Source organism: Cellvibrio fontiphilus (genome assembly GCF_042646205.1).
GTDB lineage: Bacteria > Pseudomonadota > Gammaproteobacteria > Pseudomonadales > Cellvibrionaceae > Cellvibrio > Cellvibrio fontiphilus_A.
On record NZ_JBHRTF010000004.1, the window covers coordinates 419,529 to 436,025 of the forward strand.

Consider the following 16,497-nt stretch of genomic DNA (forward strand, 5'->3'; position numbering starts at 1 on the left):
TATGCTCCCGGCCGGCTTTTGCGGCGGCGCGGTGATTATTGTCGGGGCGATTAGTGTCTGGTTGCCAGGGCGGCGCAGTGTAACAAACTCATCTGGTAGCGGCGACAGGCCATAAATCACGGCGAGGTATGCGCACAGGGGCGTGGTGGGAGGCTCGATGCAACCAAGCTGTGATAAGGTGGCGACCTGTCTTCAGGAGGTGGTTCTTGCTGCAATACCAGATAATTCCCGTCACCCACTACCAACAAAACTGCACCCTGTTGTGGTGCGACGAAACCGGCGATGCAGCCCTGGTTGACCCGGGCGGCGATACGGCTCGCATCCTCGCAGTGGTCGCTGAAAAAGCCGTGCGGCTGTGCAAAATCCTGCTCACCCATGGCCATATGGATCACATCGGCGGCACCGCTGAGTTGGTGGCGCAGTTACAACTGCCGGTGATTGGCCCGCACCCGGATGATCAATTCTGGATCGACCTCTTACCCCAGCAGGCGCAAATGATGGGCTTTACCCCGGTCGCCGGTTTCAGCCCCGACCAGTGGCTCGGCCACGGCGATAAGGTGATGCTTGGCAAACAGGCGCTGGAGGTATTGCACTGCCCCGGCCACACCCCCGGCCATGTGATTTTTTACAGCCGCAGCGCGCAACTGGCGCTTGTGGGCGATGTATTGTTCAAAGGCTCCATTGGGCGCACCGACTTCCCGCGCGGCAATCACGCCGAGCTGATCAATGCTATTCGCACGCGCGTATTGCCACTGGGGGATGAAGTGCGTTTTATTCCCGGCCATGGCCCTATGTCCACCCTCGGGCATGAGCGTGTCACCAACCCTTTTGTGGCCGATAAACACTACGGTTAAGCATTCCATGGCGCTCTCCTTCGATCTGAAAAAAACCAAACCCGCTCGGGATGAGGCCTGGAACCCCGGGTTTGAATTTACGATTGTGCGCTCGGCGCGGCGGCGTAGCATCAGCATTGAAATTCGCCGTGCGCAGGTAGTTATTCGTGCGCCGCTGGCCGCGCCCGAGTCCATACTGCTGGATTTTTTGCAGCAAAAAACACTGTGGGTAAAACAGAAAATCGCCGAACAAAGCATTCGGCTGGCGCAACAACCCATGCCGGTAAAGCCAAGCTATGGCCAGGGGAGTGAGCTGCGTTTTATGGATGAGCGTTTAACCCTGGTGCTGGGGCGCGGTGCCAGCGCGGCAATCCAGCGAGTTGGCCAGCAATTGCATCTGATTTTATCGAACCGTTCGCGTCTGGCGGACGAGCAGCAAATCCAGCAGTTATTAATGCGTTGGTACCAGCAGCAAGCGCTGCGTTTGCTCGGTGCTAAAACGGCGCAGCTGTGCGCGCGTATGGGGCTGGTTTGCGCTGCGGTGACGGTGAAAGCGACCCGCTCCAAATGGGGCCATTGCACCAGTCGCGGCGCTATCCAATACAACTGGAATATACTGCTGGCACCTGAACACATAGTCGATTATCTTGTCGCGCACGAGGTCTGCCACCTGCGCCATCCCAATCACAGCCGCGATTTTTGGGCGCTGGTTGCCAGTGTTTGCCCGAGTTTTGCGGCTGATCGCGCCTGGCTAAAAGCCAATGGCGTGCAGCTGAGTTTATAAACACCAGAGGTCTGCATTATGAGTGACATTATTTCTATTGAGCCCCTGGGGGACGATCCCGCTGAAAACCTGGATCGTTTTATTGTGGAGGCCATGGAGCAGGGCTGTGTGTGGGGCTTGCAAGGCCCGCAGGGTTGGGCGCTGAGTGGCTCTGATGAACATGAAGATATAGATGTAATGCCCTTCTGGTCGCAGGAAAGTTTTGCCCGTGCGCACTGTCAGGATGATTGGAAAGATTACGAAGCGGTCGCCATAGATCTGGAAGAATTTCTGGAGGATTGGCTGCCAGGTATGCATGAAGATGTGCTGCTGGTGGGCGTTAACTGGAATCAGGATCTGGAGGGCGAAGAGCTGGAGCCGCTGGATTTATTGGAAGAATTTGAACAGGAAATGAGTGACTGACAACCGGCGCCGCTGGTGCTTATGCAGTGCCGGCGGGTATTTAATAAAAGCCGTCGTTCAGCTGTTGCAGGTCTATATCTTCGCCAAATAATTGCAAGTGCAAAATATCTACCTCATGGCGCTTGGCATAATCGTCCAGTGATTTTAAATCGGCAAGGCCGGGGCTGAGGCTGTACCACTGGTTGGTTGTTTCATCGCGCGTTGCCAATATAAATTCCATCGCACCGGGCACGGTTTTGCGGCTCAAGTGACTAAACAGTTTGCGCTGTAGCTGCAATACCGAGAGATTAAAATCAGTGCAAAGACGCATCAGCAGGGTGTACTGCGATTCGCCACGGCCCTGAAAACGAATCTCGCGGCTGGCGAAAATAGCGTCCGGATCAAGCAAAGATTTGTGCGGTGCAGGCAGCATAAGATAAAGTCAGTTATACGTTATTGACGAATAGGCTGACCTTCGTGGTCGATGGGGTGCAGCGCACCAGTATCCTGACAAGGCTATAACAAGCGCCTAGTGTAGCTATCCACTGTGACAAAGCCAAAGACGAATAGACTGTAAAAAACGCGGGAATTAGACCACAGCGTTGTTAATCCCCGGGTGCGGCCTTTCACATTTTTGTTCTTCTACTGACCCGATAAACGGAGCTTGCAATGCGTTTACTGCCTACATACGGCATCCTGCCAACCCGCCCATCCATCGCTTTTCTAGGTCTTCTGCTGTGTGTTCTGCTCAGTGGCTGTGCGGCGATGAAACCCAAATTGGAACAGCCAACCGTCAAGGTGACGGGGCTGCAATTATTGCCGGCGCAGGGTTTATTGCAGCCGATACAAGTGAGTTTATTGGTGACCAATCCCAACGACCGCGATTTATCACTGCGCGGTATGTCCTACACGGTAGGCATAGAAAATTTTGATGTATTAAGCGGTGTGAGCAACGAGTTGCCAACGCTCGCGGCCTATCAGGAAACTCCGATAAAAGTCGTTGTGACTGCCAATGTATTGCAGCTGGTGCGCCTGATTGAACATTTTGGTCGCAATGGTATGAAAGAAAATGTTGATTATAATTTTTCTGCCAAATTGGATTTCAGTGCCTGGTTGCCAGCGCTGCGCGTGAACGAAAAAGGCTCTATTCCGCTGGTGGCCAAAAAGCGCTGAGGCCTAAAAAATTAACCGTCAGATTGATAGTAAACAGCGGCAGTAAACAGTGACCGCAAAAAAGTGACAGAAAAATTAGCCTGAATTTAACAATAGACTGCGCTGATTTTTAGCAAAAGTATTTTCACTGAATTATGCATTTTCAGGATTCTCAATGACAGACGACATTACCCTGCCCGAAGCCGATGAGCGCATTGCGCTAAAAGATTACACCGAGAAAGCCTATCTCGATTATTCCATGTACGTGATTCTCGACCGCGCCCTGCCACACATAGGCGACGGTCTTAAACCCGTGCAGCGCCGCATTGTTTATGCGATGAGTGAACTGGGGTTAAAAGCCAGCGCCAAATATAAAAAATCCGCGCGCACCGTGGGCGATGTGATCGGTAAATTCCACCCGCATGGTGACTCTGCTTCCTATGAGGCCATGGTGTTAATGGCGCAGCCATTTTCCTATCGCTACACCTTGGTGGATGGCCAGGGCAACTGGGGGTCGCCGGATGATCCTAAATCCTTCGCGGCTATGCGTTATACCGAATCGCGCCTTACCAAATACAGCGAAGTATTGTTGGAAGAGTTGGGGCAGGGCACAGTAGATTGGCAGCCCAACTTTGACGGTACGCTGGAAGAGCCGGTGGTATTGCCCGCGCGCGTTCCCAACGTGTTATTAAACGGCACCACCGGTATTGCCGTAGGTATGGCCACCGATATTCCGCCGCACAATTTGCGCGAAGTGGTCAATGCCTGTGTGCATTTATTGGATAACCCGCAAGCGACAGTGGCGGATTTGTGCCAGCACATTCTCGGCCCCGATATGCCCACCGAGGCGGAAATTATTTCGCCGCGCGATGAATTGCTCAAAATGTACGAAACCGGGCGCGGCAGTGTGCGCATGCGCGCAGTCTGGCAAAAGGATGAAGAGTCGGGCGATATTATTATCACCGCACTGCCACATCAGGTGAGTGGCGCCAAAATTCTGGAGCAAATCGCTGCGCAAATGCAGGCGAAAAAATTGCCCATGGTGGCGGATTTACGCGATGAATCCGATCACGAAAACCCCACCCGTTTGGTCATAGTGCCGCGCTCCAATCGTGTTGACCTTGAACAGATTATGCAGCACTTGTTTGCCACCACTGAGCTTGAGCGCACCTATCGTGTCAACATGAACATGATTGGTATCGACGGTAAACCCGCAGTGAAATCCCTCGCCAAAATTTTGGGCGAGTGGCTGAGCTTCCGAACCGTCACTACCCGCCGCCGTTTGCAACACCGCTTGGAAAAAGTGGAAGAGCGCTTGCTGCGTTTGGCGGCTTTGATGATTGTATTCCTCAATGTGGACGAAGTGATTCGCATTATTCGCGAAGAGGAAAACCCCAAGCCAGTGCTGATGGAGCGTTTCAATTTAATTGAAATGCAAGCGGAATATATTCTGGAAACCAAATTGCGTCAGTTGGCGCGTTTGGAAGAAATGAAAATCCGCGAAGAACAAGACGCACTGATTAAAGAGCGCGATGGCCTGTTAAAAATTCTCGACTCGGCGGTGAAATTAAAAAATCTGGTGCGCAAAGAATTAATGCAAATTGCTGAAGCCTTTGGCGATGAACGCCGCTCGCCGATTGTTGAACGTGCGGAAGCCCAGGCCTTGAGCGAAACTGAATTGGTGAGCGCGGAAGCAATTACCGTGGTGATTTCTGACAAGGGCTGGATTCGCGCCGCCAAGGGGCACGATATAGACCCAACCGGTTTGAGTTACAAAGCCGGTGACAGTTTTAAATTTGCCGTGCAGGGCAAGAGCAATCAGCCGGTGATATTAATTGACTCCACCGGGCGCAGTTATTCCGTTGCCGCGCACAACCTGCCCTCGGCGCGTGGTCAGGGCGAGCCTTTAAGTGGTCGCATTAGTCCACCGAGCGGCGCGACCTTTGAAGGCGCATTAATGGGCGCCGACAATCAGCGCGTATTAATTGCCTCAGATGCCGGTTATGGTTTTGTCGCCAAACTGGAAGACTTGGCGAGCAAAAACAAAGCGGGCAAAGCGCTGCTCAGTTTGCCCGAGGGCGCGCAGGTGTTGCCGCCGCAATTAATTCATGCACCCGAGCAGGCACAATTGGCAGCGGTGAGTAATGATGGTCGCCTGCTGGTATTCCCCGTCACCGAATTGCCGGAACTGGCCAAAGGCAAGGGCAATAAAATTATGAATATCCCTTCAGCAAAAGTGCAAAGCCGCGAGGAGTTTGTGGTGGCGCTGGCGGTGATTCACCCGGGGCAATTACTTACCCTGCATTCGGGTAAACGTTTTATCACCCTGAAAGCGGCCGACCTTGAACACTACAAAGGTGAGCGTGGTCGCCGCGGTAATAAATTGCCGCGCGGTTTCCAAAAAGTGGATAAAGCCGAAGTCAGTGACAAGTAACAGCAATTTATAAAGGCGGTTCTCCGCCTTTATTTTTGCCTGCAACACTCGTACAAACAATTACACAAACAATAACGTAAAAATTAAACAGGAGTTGTTATGCCGGACAAAGACCAGCGTCGCCATGTTCGCACCAATTTTAGTTGCCGCATTAAAATCCAACACGATTCCATTGGTGAGCTGTATGTAAAAACCCGCGATATTTCTGACGGCGGTGTTTTTGTAGTGTTGGAGCCCGAACATATACCACCCATAGGTACGCATTTAATTGGCCAAGTACAGGGCTTGATGGAGGATGCGCCGATTTTGGAAATGGAAGTGGTGCGCGTGGAGCCAGCGGGTGTGGGTTTACGTTTTGTGCAAGAAGATTAAGCAGGTTAGATGATGTTGACTGTGTTGCGTTTAGTGCTTGTCAGTTTTATTGCCGCCTGTGCGCTGCCCACCAGTGCCGCCGTGGTGCTTTTGTATCACCACGTGAGTGATAAAACCCCAAAATCCACCAGCATCAGCCCGGCAGCGTTTGAAGCGCAAATGGATTATCTGCAGGCAAATCATTTTACGGTAGTGCCGCTGCTGGAACTCACCGAAAAATTGCGCAAGGGCGAACCCCTGCCAGATAAAACCGTCGCTATTACCTTTGATGATTCTTATGTGTCGGTTTACGGCTCAGCGTTTCCGCGCTTACAAAAACGCGGCTGGCCTTTTACCTTTTTTGTGAATACCGATGCGGTGGGCACAGGTAAGGTTTTTGTAAACTGGGATCAGCTGCGTGAAATGGCTAAGGCGGGGGTGACTATCGCCAACCACAGCAGCAGCCATACCCATTTGCCGCGCCGTGAAAAAAATGAAACTCTGGCGCAGTGGCGTGCGCGCATTAGGGCAGAAATTAATCAGGCGCAGCAAAAAATTATTGATGAAATAGGTTCTGCTCCCAAGGTCATGGCCTATCCCTTTGGTGAATATGATCATGAAGTGCAGCGCATCGCCAAACAACTCGGCTATATCGCGTTTGGCCAACAATCCGGTGTGCTCTACAGCGAGGGCGATTTACAGTCAGTGCCGCGTTTTCCCTTTGGTGGCAGTTTCAGTGATCTGGATGATTTTATTCTCAAGGTGAATAGCAAAGCCATGCCACTTAAAGCGGTTGAGTTTTTTGACGATCAAAAAAATAAAACCAACAGTCTGATTGTGCGCGCCGGTGAAAAACCCTGGTTGGTATTAACCCCCAATGACCCGGCGCTGCTGAAAAAAATAAATTGTTTTGCCACCGGGCAGGGCGCTATTCCCACTCAAATTATGAATAACCAACTCTGGGCACAGGCTAATACCCCGCTCACTGCGGGCCGCACCCGTTACAACTGCACCGCTTACAGCGGCGAAAAAGGCCGCTTTTATTGGTACACCCAGCAATGGCTGGCGACCGATAAACAGGGTAACTGGACTTATCGAGATTAAGTTTTTAAATAAGCCGGAAACAACCGAATTGAAACAACGGTTATTTAAAGAATAGCTATTCAAATAACCGCTATTGAAAAAATTGCGATTCAAAAAAGTGCAACAACTCAAATAACAACAATAAACATGATGATTCAATTAAGGAATTGATGTGTATAAATTAATTTTTCGCGGCGACTTGGTGGCGGGCGCAGAGCGCGCGCAGACCATTGCCAATTTATCCCGCCTGTTAAAACAATCTCCCGAGCGCATTGAACAGTTGCTTTTTAGCGGTAGTGCGCGTGTGGTTAAACGCGTTGATACGGCTGACCTTGCTGCCAAATGGCAAAACGCATTTGCCAAGGCCGGTGCGCAGTTAGTGATCGAGGCGGAGCCGGCCACTCAACAGGAGGCGATTGCTCCTCGCGAACCAAACAACGCAGCGAAGCAAGAGGCTGTATTGCCTGCTAACGAAATGGCAGGCGTGGTGGTACAGCCCGCAGTCTTGCCGGTGGATGAAAAAAACAGTGCGGCGACTATTCAGCGTGGGAAGAAAATAGTCCTAAGCGCTGCGCTGCTGCTAGTGCTTGTGGTGGCAGGTATAGGGCTGCTTTGGCAGCAGGGTTATGTGAACCGCTGGCTGCTTTCGTCAGTGAGTGATGAAGAAAAAACCTTGCTGAATGCGCTGGCAGATTCCAATTTATTGGCAATTGCGCGTATGGATTTTGCGCTGTTGCGGCGGTTGGATGCCAGTGCCGCCAGCAGCGCAGCACTGCAAGAAAACTTGCCCGGACTGGAGGCCGATTTTTGGTCCAGCCTTGAGCGTGCAGGCGTGAATTTACCCCAGCAAGCCACGCACATTTATGCACTTGCCTATGTGGATAAGGAGGTGGATGCGGCACTCGTAATTCGCGGCAATTTAACCCCGGAAAAAATAAAAGGCTGGATAGCTTCACGTTACGGTATCGACAAGGAAGACGAACAGGGTATTTGGTTTTCCCGCATCGACCCCAGCAATTGTGAAAAAGGCGCACCGCTGCTGGCGAATATTCAACAGGGCCAAGTGATTCTGGGTGCGCCAGCGGCGGTAATGCGTATTGTCGGGCGAGTTAAAGGCAATGCTCCTGCCAATTTAGATACCAATGATTGGCAAGAAACCTTGGCGGGAAAATTATTCTCGCTCGCTATTTTTTCGCCCGCGCGCTGGCAGGGCGATAAACAAGGCATGGTGCAGCATGCCCTGGCAAAAGCCGCCGCTGTTATGCAGCCGGTGCGTGAGGTTTATCTGGATGCTGAACCTGAGCTTGCCACGCAAGGGATAAAAATCAGCCTGAGTATTCATAGCGAGGATACAAAATTTATCAGCGATAGCCATGCATCAGCCAAAAACTGGCTGGATGAAACCCGCAAGGAAATTGCCCAGGATTTTCCCGATGTGATTGCGACTTACAATCGCTTGAGCCTCCATCATTCCAGTAACCAACTGCAAGCTTCGTTGCGTTTTGATCGCCAGATAAAAGATGAACTGGCGAATTGGTTTTCCTCGCTGTTTCGTTTTTCCTCAGATCAAGGCACTGCCAATCTGGTGCAGCAAGAAGTGGTGAATGAAAACCCGCCGGTGTTCACCGCCGCTAACATCGCCCAGCTGCGCAGTTTTTCGGCGCAAGACGAATTTATGGATGCGGTTTATAAAACCGTCGCCGGCCCTTTTGGTGTGGGCGTGGAATCGCTCGCGCTCAAAGATGGCAAGGTAGAAATGAAGCTGGGCGTAAAAGCCTATGATCTGCCTGGCCTGGGTGAAGAGGCCGTACCTGCCGAACTGGTTATTACCGATGTGACTGACGCCCAGGGCAATTCACTTTTACCCCGGCATTCTTGCGGCGAGGCTGATGTGCGTGCGGCTACCGCCATTGATCACACCTACCCGAGCAGCCGCTTTGAAGATGGCAAACTGGTTTCCGGCCAGGTGCTCAGCGGTGAAAAAACACTTTCCTTACCAGCGGGTGTCGGCTTCGCCCAAGTGGCGCAAATAAAGGGTTATATCGACTACCGATTGCCCACCACGGTCGAGAAAAAAATTATCGAGGCACCACTCGCCGGCAAGTTGGTTGACTTGCACGGGCTGCGTGTTCGCTTTAAATCAGCGGCGGCGAGCAGTTTGGATTTTGAATACAGCGGCGATACCAATCGCCTCTTGCAGGTAAATGCCTTGAATGACAAGCGCCAGGTGCTGGCGACCAGTGGTGCCATGCGCAGGGGCATGTTTTTTGGATCGGGTAAAGCCGCCAGTGTGGAGATAAAAGGTTCAGTGGCGGCCGCAGAAATAATGGTTGCCAGTGCGTTTGAAAACCAGCGCTATGAATTTGTTTTGACGCACATGGCGCCACCGGCAAAAGCGTTTTTCAGCGAGCGCGAAATTCCGCCACGGTTTGACGATAAAGCCTTTGAACAATTGGTCTTGGCCAAGGCGCCGGTCATTAATGAATTTCCATTTTATCCACCCAAGGCGCGCGTGACTGCCGCACCGGTGGAATTGGCGATTAATGATGTGCGCAGCAGCAGTTTTGGTTTATCGATTGAAGGTGCTGCCTATACCGATTTGGCGCTGCCACTTTATGCGCACATAGGTGTTGCCCAGTTGTTTATTCAACAGGTGGCAGATGCCGAGGGCAAACTATTTCCGGTGAACAAAACGGTGCCACTGTATTTTGAGCGGCAGGGTGGCATGACTTTTAATGGGGTGTATCAACCGGATGAAAAAACACCCTGGCTGCGCGCCGATTTTTCATTCAGGGCGGCCGATGTACAGGTGGAAAAAATCAGCAAGTTACAGGGTGAGCTGCGTTTTTATCAGCCCCGGCATTTGCAAACTGCCAGCCTGCCGTTTGCGCTGGGCCCAATTTGGGGTGGGCCTAAATCTCGAGTGGAACTAGTGGAGTGGAAAGCCGGCCGCCTGGTATTCAACGTGCAGGGAAATTACGAAGAGATTGTAGGGCTCAAAGCATTTAATGCGGCGGGGGATTTAGTTAGTCATCCGGCGCAGTATTCTGCGATTTTCGGTCAGCCCCAACTTAACTTGGAAATCAGCGAGGTGCCAACGCGTTTTGAAATTGAATACACCAGTGAGAGCGAAGAATTATTGGTGCCTTTTGCTGTGGATCTGCCCGCTGACAATTAACGCCGGATATAAAAAAACGCGCCGTTGATTGGCGCGTTTTTTTAAGGCGTGATTGTTGATCGCCTGTTCGTTAAGTCGAGCGTTTACTCAACTCACTCAGGGGCGTACAACAATATTAATTTCATCCACCAATTGCTGGCCTTGGGCATTGGTAGCAATTCTGTTGTCCTCATCGCGCACTTCAGCGCGCACGACCAACCGCAGTTGTTGATTCAATGCGAGATCCAAATCGGAACTCACGGACAACTTTCCGGTTTGATCCAGGGTGATCAGGTCATCGTCAAAATCGTCTGATTTGGAATCAACAATCGACCAGTTGAGGTTGTAATCGTAATTGCTATCGGTTGCGTTGTCGGCAAAGGTAGCAGTGACGTTCAACTCCAGATTGCTGCCCTCGGTTACCGAGAGATTATCCGTACCGCCATTGCTGTTTTTGATCTCGATGGATTTGAGTTCCTTTTTCAATACCACCAGTTCCAATGTGTCGCTCTCGCCACCGCAGCTGGCAACCAGCTCAACGTCGGTGCCGGCATAAGTGCCGTTTTTGGCGGTAATTTTAGTGCCTTCAATCGTTAACGAACTGCTCGGGGTGGCGGTCAGGCCGGCGTTAGCCAGGTCGAGCGAGGCATTGTTGGCGTAGGTGCCTTTGATGCTCACCGTGGCCGAATCGCCTTCGCGCATCTCGACTGATTTGTTGGAGGTGAGCGTCAGGCTGCGCAGTGAATCGGCAATATTAAGGGTGACCGGTGTAGAGCTAACTTTTTCACCGCTGTTGTTATTTGCGCTCACCACCACAGTAACGGCGCCGCTATTTTTGGTGCTCAGTGTGCCGCTGCTAACATCGCTAAAGCTGGCCAGGCTGGCCCCTTCGGTCACTGCCCAATTCAGGTCGTAATCCAGGGTTAAACCATTATCAAATAGCGCATTGGCGGTGAGTGTGGCGTTTTGGCATTCATCAATGGGCGCGCTGACAGGATTTACCGTAATGCTGACCAGATTGGCATCGGATACGATCACGTTTTGGGTGTCGCTCAGGCCGGCGTAGTCTACGGTCACAGTCAATTCGCCAACTTTGCCCGAGGGGGTGAACAAGCCGTTATTGATGCTGCCCAAGCTGGCGTCACTTACTTTCCAGGTGGCTTTGTTGTTGAGGTTGGTTGCTAGGTTTTCGCTGTTGCGACCAATCAGGTTTAATTGCAGCCGGCCTTGGTAGTGGGCGTAGCCTTCGTTGTCTTCCAGCTCAACGCGGGTAATGCCGTTTTTACCGGCATCTACCGTTTGCGCGACACGCGCGCTATCGCCGCCACCGCCACAGCCGGTCAGGCCCAGTGTTGTTGCGCCCAACAGCAGTGCGCAGGGAACCGCCAATCCTTTAAAACGCATAAGAAACTCCCAGGCCGCAGCCATCAATACGTAAGTCGTCATCTTTAAAGTAGCGGGCGCAATCCAGCGACCAGTAATAGTTTTTGCCTTCCATCACCCGGTCTTGCAGGGAGAAGCCGTAGGTGAACCCGCCAAAGCGATCTTTTTGCGCATTGCCGAGTGTGGGCAAATGGGTTTCCAATTCGGTCGAGGTATAACCCAGCAGCACCACTACACGTATATCGCCCGGTTGATAATCCGGGTTGGCAAGGGTGATGTAGGCGCCGCTTTGCTGGCTGATGTCCATGGTCACGCCGTATTTTTTATCGTCGCTCATGGGCACACCCAGCATGCCCTGCAGGCCTATGCCATCCAGTACGCCGTCGGTGACTTCCACATCGGCGCGCAGCTGGAACAGGCTGGGCGAAAAGTTTTCCCCGGCGGCTTTGATGCGGGTGTAAGTGGCTTGGCCAGAGACATGGTAGGCCAGCGGCAGACCCTGATCCTGTGAGTGCCCTTGGGCAAAGGCGCCCGCACTGCTGGCCAGTGCGAGGCTACAAAGGGAGCTAACCAATCGTTTACGCATAGAAAATCCTTGCTGATGAGTAGGTTTGATTATTCGAGTTTGTTGCTGCGAATGACGGTGCGCAATTCGTGGATATAACCCGAGCCGCGGCTCGAATATTTACCCAGTTCCGCCACCATGGCACTGCCGGTGAATTGCGCCTCGTCGTGGCGCAATTGTGCGCGCAGCTGGCGCCAGGGACGATAGGCGTTGTGGGTGTTAATGTTGTTGAAGTATGCCGTAAGCGACTCTTCGACATTGTTAAATTTCTTAACTTCATGTTTGGCGTTAGCGGCGCGGCGACTGGGCACCAAACCACAGCCGGGGGTGTAACACCAGTGGCCAAATAAATTGTGTGCTTCCTCTGCAAAACGCGAGGTGCCCCAGCCGGATTCTACGGCGGCCTGTGCCAGCACCATCGCCGGTGGAATCATGTCTACGCGCAGCAGCAGGATTTCGATGGCGCGTTCATCTTCCGGGTAGGTTTCGTAAGTCACGTGGAATTTTGCGCGCAGTTTTTCCAGGTTGCGTTTGTTCACGCCGCTAATGGTTTTGCTGGTATCCCATTCGCTTTTGATTTTTAACAACCGCTCGCGCGACTGTAACAACTTTGCATTTTTTTCATCGATCAAAGGGCGCAGCATGGCCAGGAATTGCTCTTTGCGCTCGGGTGTTTGTTCGATAGCGGCGAAGTCGGGCAACAGGGTGCTGCTGGTGAGTTCATCCTCATCGACAAATACCTCGTAAATCGGCGTCGACATCATCCACAACACCATAACCAGGGTGGCAACCGGGAAGGCGATGAGCGACAGGCCCAAAAACCACTGTGAAGCATTTTTATTCATAACAAGCATTACCAAACAGGAAAGGTTAAACAGGAATTACAAATCGAGTTGTTTGCGCAGTTCTTCCATGCGCTTGAGGTTTTCCTCTTTGCTGAGCGGCGTCTCTATGGTCTCCGGCAGCAATTGCACGTTAGGTGCAGGCAGTTCGGCACCGTTCATCACACGCTCGCACAATTTTAAATAGTGGCGCTCAAAAATCGGGAAGGCTACCTTCTCGGCATTGGTCATCAAAAAGTACCAGTCGCTGGCGCAGCCGGCATGGTACACCGCCGGGTGACTCCAGTTGTGCGCGGCCTTGGGGCTGGGCGCGCGGCAGGCCTCCACATAGGCGGCGTGGGCATCCAGCAGGCCAAATTTTTCCGGGTCGCCTTGGCAGGCGCGAATCATACGGTTGAGCGTGGGCAAATACTCAGACTCTTCAATCACTTTGCGTGCACCGCGCAGAATCGTTTCCGGCGCAAATTGGGCGAGTGAATTCAACCAGAGGCGACGCGCTTGATTGAGCAGCTCGTTGTCCTTGAACGCCGCGTAATACTGGTTGTGATAATTGATGCGGAACAGCGCAAACACCTGATTGATGGCATCTATATGTGCATCGGTCGGTGTCGCCTGATCCTGCCGGCGCTCCCGCTGATTCTGGTCAGCTGGCCCAGCTGCGGTCGTTGAGTTGCTGTGCGAGGCTGCTATCGCGTGTGCGACCTGGTTGATGAGCGAATTGCTGTCCTGCATTTGAATTAACCTGCTGCGAATTAACGGTTGCCAGGGCGTGTTGTTTCGCCCAGTGGTATTTCACGTGTTGCAAAAATTTAGTGTTCCAACTGGCATAGACCTGGTTGCTGTCGCGCCAGAATAAAACAAACTCGGCCACCTGCTGCTGGGCAAACTGTAAATCGATATTGGCCAGTTTAAGCACGTCATAGACATCGCGACTGGGCGCCCAGTTCTCGGGGATGCGTTTGGGTTCGGTGTCGTGTTCCAGCGCCGAGTGGTAACGCTGCCATTGGCGTTTCACATGCTGGATAAATTTGCTGTTCCAGGTGCGGCCTACATCGCCGCGCTCCTGCCAATACACCACAAACTCGGGAATGGAATCCTCCACAAACGCGAGGCTGATATTAGCGTGTTTCACCAACACCTCCAGCGCATCTTTGCTCGGGCGCCATTGGCTATGCATGGGCGTTTCCAAATCGCGCTGCAGGAATTCGGTGTCGCGGTCGCGGCTGGCGCGCTCCTGCTCTTCGCGCTGCAAACGTGCCAGCTGGGTCTCGTGGTTGCGCCACTTGTGCAGCAGATCTTTTAAAAACTTGGCGCCCCAGGAGTGGTTGGCTTCGCCGCGTTCGCGCCAGTAAGTCACAAACTCCGGCACCTGCAGGCGGACAAAATCCAGCGGGATATTGTACTGGGCGATTTGGCGCAGCAGCTCCTGATCCGGCTGCCAGCCGGGCGAGATCAGCGTTGCACCGGTATGGATTGCCGGTGCTATAGGCGCAATCGGTGCCGGTGCCGCCGCGCTGCCGGGCGCCGTGAACGGTGCGGCAGCGGCGCCATCAAAGGCCAGCGTCAGGCGGCGGCTCTCCACGTAGGGCGCCGACGCCAGCAGGATAATGCCCTTATCCTTCAGGCTGCGGCTGATGCGCTGCACATCAAAATCCGTCCAGAAGGGCATCAACCGGCTCACCCAGCTTTCATCTATATCCAGCCACTGGCGATTATTGGCCGGCTGCAGCGGCAGGTAATTGGTCATATCGCCCAGAATCGACAGCATACAAGCCTCCTCCAGCCCAATGGTGGCGGCCAGCGAAGGGGAAATCAGCAGTGGGCGTTCGGGTAGTAGCGATGAACTCATAGGGCAGGGTCGGGCATGACCAGTTGTGGCAAAGGTGGGAAATTGTAGGCTTATGAGGTAGTAGATGCCAGTGTTACGGTCCTTGGTTACTGATTGCGGAACATCTGCCCAGATGCAACTCTGGCGGCTACACTTCTAAGCTTATTGCAGTCAGTTGGTGCTTCATCACACGAGCCATAAATTTAAGGAAATCTTCATGCGGCCCACGTTTGCGCGCCCTTTGTCGAGACTTTTGTTCTGGTGTTTGTTTTTGGGCGGTGTATTGGTCATTGTCATACGGATGTCATCTGTTGATGATGCTCAAATCGAACCTTTACATGACAACCTACTGATCGACAACGTAACGCAGCTAAACCCGGTGCGGGTAGCGAAAGTGATTACTCCCACTACCACGGAAGAGATTATTACCGCCATCACCCACACAAGGGGGCCGGTTTCTATTGGCGGTGGACGCTACAGTCAGGGCGGGCAGGTCGCTTATCCCGATAGCCTGCACATTGATATGCGCCAATTTAATCAGGTGTTGGTATTCGATAAAGATAAAAAACAAATCACAGTGCAAGCGGGTATTCGCTGGCGCGATATTCAGGACTATATTGATCCGCACAATTTATCGCTAAAAATTATGCAAACCTATGCCAACTTTACGGTAGGTGGTTCGCTCAGTGTCAATGTTCATGGGCGCTATGTAGGTGAAGGGCCGCTGGTGAAATCGGTTGAGCGTATTAAATTGATTCTGGCCAATGGCGACTTGAAAGTTGCCAGTCCCAGTGAAAATCCAGAACTGTTTTACGCCGCAATTGGCGGCTATGGTGGAATTGGCGTGATTACTGAAGCAACGTTGCAGTTGGAAGATAATCAAAAAGTTGCACGCACTGATGTGACCATGCCAGTTGTTGAGTACAAAAAATTCTTCTTCGAAAAAATTCGCGACGACCCCCATGCGGTATTTACCAATGCCGATATTTATCCCCCTGCGTATGAACAGTTGCGCTCTGTGACCTGGTACAACACACAGCTTCCCTTAACTGAACAGGCTCGTTTAATTCCGCGCGATGCAGAATATTTTTGGGGCCCCAAGGTTGTTGATTGGATTGCCGATTACGATATTGGGCTTTGGTTGCGCGAGTATGTTGTTGATCCGATTATCTATGCATCATCTCCTGTGGTATGGCGCAATTATGAGGCCAGTTACGATGTCCGCGAATTGGAGCCGGAAAGCCGTTTAACAACCACCTATGCATTGCGAGAATATTTTGTACCGGTAGAAAAATTTGATGAGTTTTTGCCGAAAATGCGCGCTATTTTTCAGGCCTATGATGTAACCGTTATTAATGTTTCGGTGCGTCACGCCCATCGAGATCCAGGTACATTATTAGCTTGGGCAAAAACGGAAGTCTTTGCTTTTGTAGTTTATTATCGCCAGGGAACTAGTGGCGAAGCACAGCAGGTGGTTGAGCTGTGGACGCGCGCAATGAATGATGCCGCGATTGAACTGGGTGGTGCTTATTATTTGCCTTATCAAGTCTATGAAACCCCTGCCCAGTTTATGGCCGCTTACCCTCGAGCGCAGGAATTTTTCGCATTAAAAAAAGCAGTTGACCCCCAATATCGTTTTCGCAATCAACTTTGGGCAAAAGTCTATGTGGAAAATGATAATGTATCTGTTAAACAATAGATTAA

At 52.1% G+C, this 16,497-nt stretch carries 15 protein-coding genes; 9 read left to right on the forward strand and 6 right to left on the reverse strand.

Going from position 1 to position 16,497, the window contains the following annotated elements; all coding sequences use genetic code 11:
• Nucleotides 1–206: 206 nt before the first annotated feature.
• From ACFODX_RS10480 to ACFODX_RS10490, 3 genes are read left to right on the forward strand one after another with little or no spacing between them, the layout of a single operon-like run.
• Nucleotides 207–854, forward strand: a complete 648-nt coding sequence (locus ACFODX_RS10480; RefSeq protein WP_378118822.1) for an MBL fold metallo-hydrolase — start codon at nt 207–209, stop codon at nt 852–854.
• The gene (locus ACFODX_RS10485) at nt 814–1,617 is read left to right on the forward strand and encodes a M48 family metallopeptidase (RefSeq protein WP_378118824.1); all 804 of its coding nucleotides are present in this window, start codon (nt 814–816) and stop codon (nt 1,615–1,617) included. The genes ACFODX_RS10480 and ACFODX_RS10485 overlap by 41 nt, the downstream gene beginning before the upstream one ends.
• A gap of 18 nt (nt 1,618–1,635) precedes the next feature.
• A complete protein-coding gene (locus ACFODX_RS10490) occupies nt 1,636–2,019 on the forward strand; it encodes a DUF2750 domain-containing protein (RefSeq protein ID WP_378118826.1) in 384 nt (127 codons plus the stop codon).
• A gap of 40 nt (nt 2,020–2,059) precedes the next feature.
• Here ACFODX_RS10490 and ACFODX_RS10495 read toward each other — a convergent pair whose 3' ends face one another.
• Nucleotides 2,060–2,431: a hypothetical protein gene (locus ACFODX_RS10495; RefSeq protein WP_378118828.1), complete on the reverse strand. Its 372-nt coding sequence runs from the start codon at nt 2,429–2,431 to the stop codon at nt 2,060–2,062.
• 236 nt (nt 2,432–2,667) lie between these two features.
• On the opposite strand from ACFODX_RS10495, the gene ACFODX_RS10500 reads away from it, so the two are divergent.
• The 5 genes from ACFODX_RS10500 to ACFODX_RS10520 all read left to right on the forward strand — a co-directional run bounded on the left by ACFODX_RS10500 (nt 2,668) and on the right by ACFODX_RS10520 (nt 10,196).
• Nucleotides 2,668–3,171, forward strand: a complete 504-nt coding sequence (locus tag ACFODX_RS10500) for an LEA type 2 family protein (RefSeq protein WP_378118830.1) — start codon at nt 2,668–2,670, stop codon at nt 3,169–3,171.
• A 154-nt stretch (nt 3,172–3,325) separates the two neighbouring features.
• A complete protein-coding gene (parC, locus tag ACFODX_RS10505; RefSeq protein ID WP_378118832.1) occupies nt 3,326–5,584 on the forward strand; it encodes a DNA topoisomerase IV subunit A in 2,259 nt (752 codons plus the stop codon).
• Between the two features lie 99 nt (nt 5,585–5,683).
• Nucleotides 5,684–5,956, forward strand: a complete 273-nt coding sequence (locus tag ACFODX_RS10510) for a PilZ domain-containing protein (protein ID WP_378118834.1) — start codon at nt 5,684–5,686, stop codon at nt 5,954–5,956.
• 9 nt (nt 5,957–5,965) lie between these two features.
• Entirely contained in the window at nt 5,966–7,039 is a 1,074-nt protein-coding gene (locus ACFODX_RS10515; RefSeq protein WP_378118835.1) for a polysaccharide deacetylase family protein, read from the forward strand.
• A 151-nt stretch (nt 7,040–7,190) separates the two neighbouring features.
• Nucleotides 7,191–10,196, forward strand: a complete 3,006-nt coding sequence (locus tag ACFODX_RS10520; RefSeq protein ID WP_378118837.1) for a hypothetical protein — start codon at nt 7,191–7,193, stop codon at nt 10,194–10,196.
• Nucleotides 10,197–10,292: 96 nt separating this feature from the next.
• Here the strand turns inward: ACFODX_RS10520 and ACFODX_RS10525 are convergent, their stop codons facing one another.
• The 5 genes from ACFODX_RS10525 to ACFODX_RS10545 are packed head-to-tail and all read right to left on the reverse strand — an operon-like array spanning nt 10,293 to nt 14,814.
• Nucleotides 10,293–11,579: a hypothetical protein gene (locus tag ACFODX_RS10525; RefSeq protein WP_378118839.1), complete on the reverse strand. Its 1,287-nt coding sequence runs from the start codon at nt 11,577–11,579 to the stop codon at nt 10,293–10,295.
• Entirely contained in the window at nt 11,569–12,144 is a 576-nt protein-coding gene (locus tag ACFODX_RS10530; RefSeq protein ID WP_378118841.1) for an outer membrane beta-barrel protein, read from the reverse strand. Before ACFODX_RS10530 ends, ACFODX_RS10525 begins: the two co-directional genes overlap by 11 nt.
• A gap of 29 nt (nt 12,145–12,173) precedes the next feature.
• Nucleotides 12,174–12,968 (reverse strand): glucosaminidase domain-containing protein, encoded by a 795-nt coding sequence (locus ACFODX_RS10535; protein WP_378118843.1) that lies wholly within the window; start codon nt 12,966–12,968, stop codon nt 12,174–12,176.
• Nucleotides 12,969–13,004: 36 nt separating this feature from the next.
• A complete protein-coding gene (locus ACFODX_RS10540) occupies nt 13,005–13,697 on the reverse strand; it encodes a replication protein P (RefSeq protein ID WP_378118845.1) in 693 nt (230 codons plus the stop codon).
• The gene (locus ACFODX_RS10545; RefSeq protein ID WP_378118847.1) at nt 13,609–14,814 is read right to left on the reverse strand and encodes a DnaT-like ssDNA-binding domain-containing protein; all 1,206 of its coding nucleotides are present in this window, start codon (nt 14,812–14,814) and stop codon (nt 13,609–13,611) included. The genes ACFODX_RS10540 and ACFODX_RS10545 overlap by 89 nt, the downstream gene beginning before the upstream one ends.
• A 196-nt stretch (nt 14,815–15,010) precedes the next feature.
• Here ACFODX_RS10545 and ACFODX_RS10550 point away from each other — a divergent pair, with 196 nt between their 5' ends.
• Complete coding sequence (locus ACFODX_RS10550; protein ID WP_378118849.1) at nt 15,011–16,492, forward strand: FAD-binding protein; 1,482 nt, start codon at nt 15,011–15,013, stop codon at nt 16,490–16,492.
• Nucleotides 16,493–16,497: the final 5 nt, after the last annotated feature.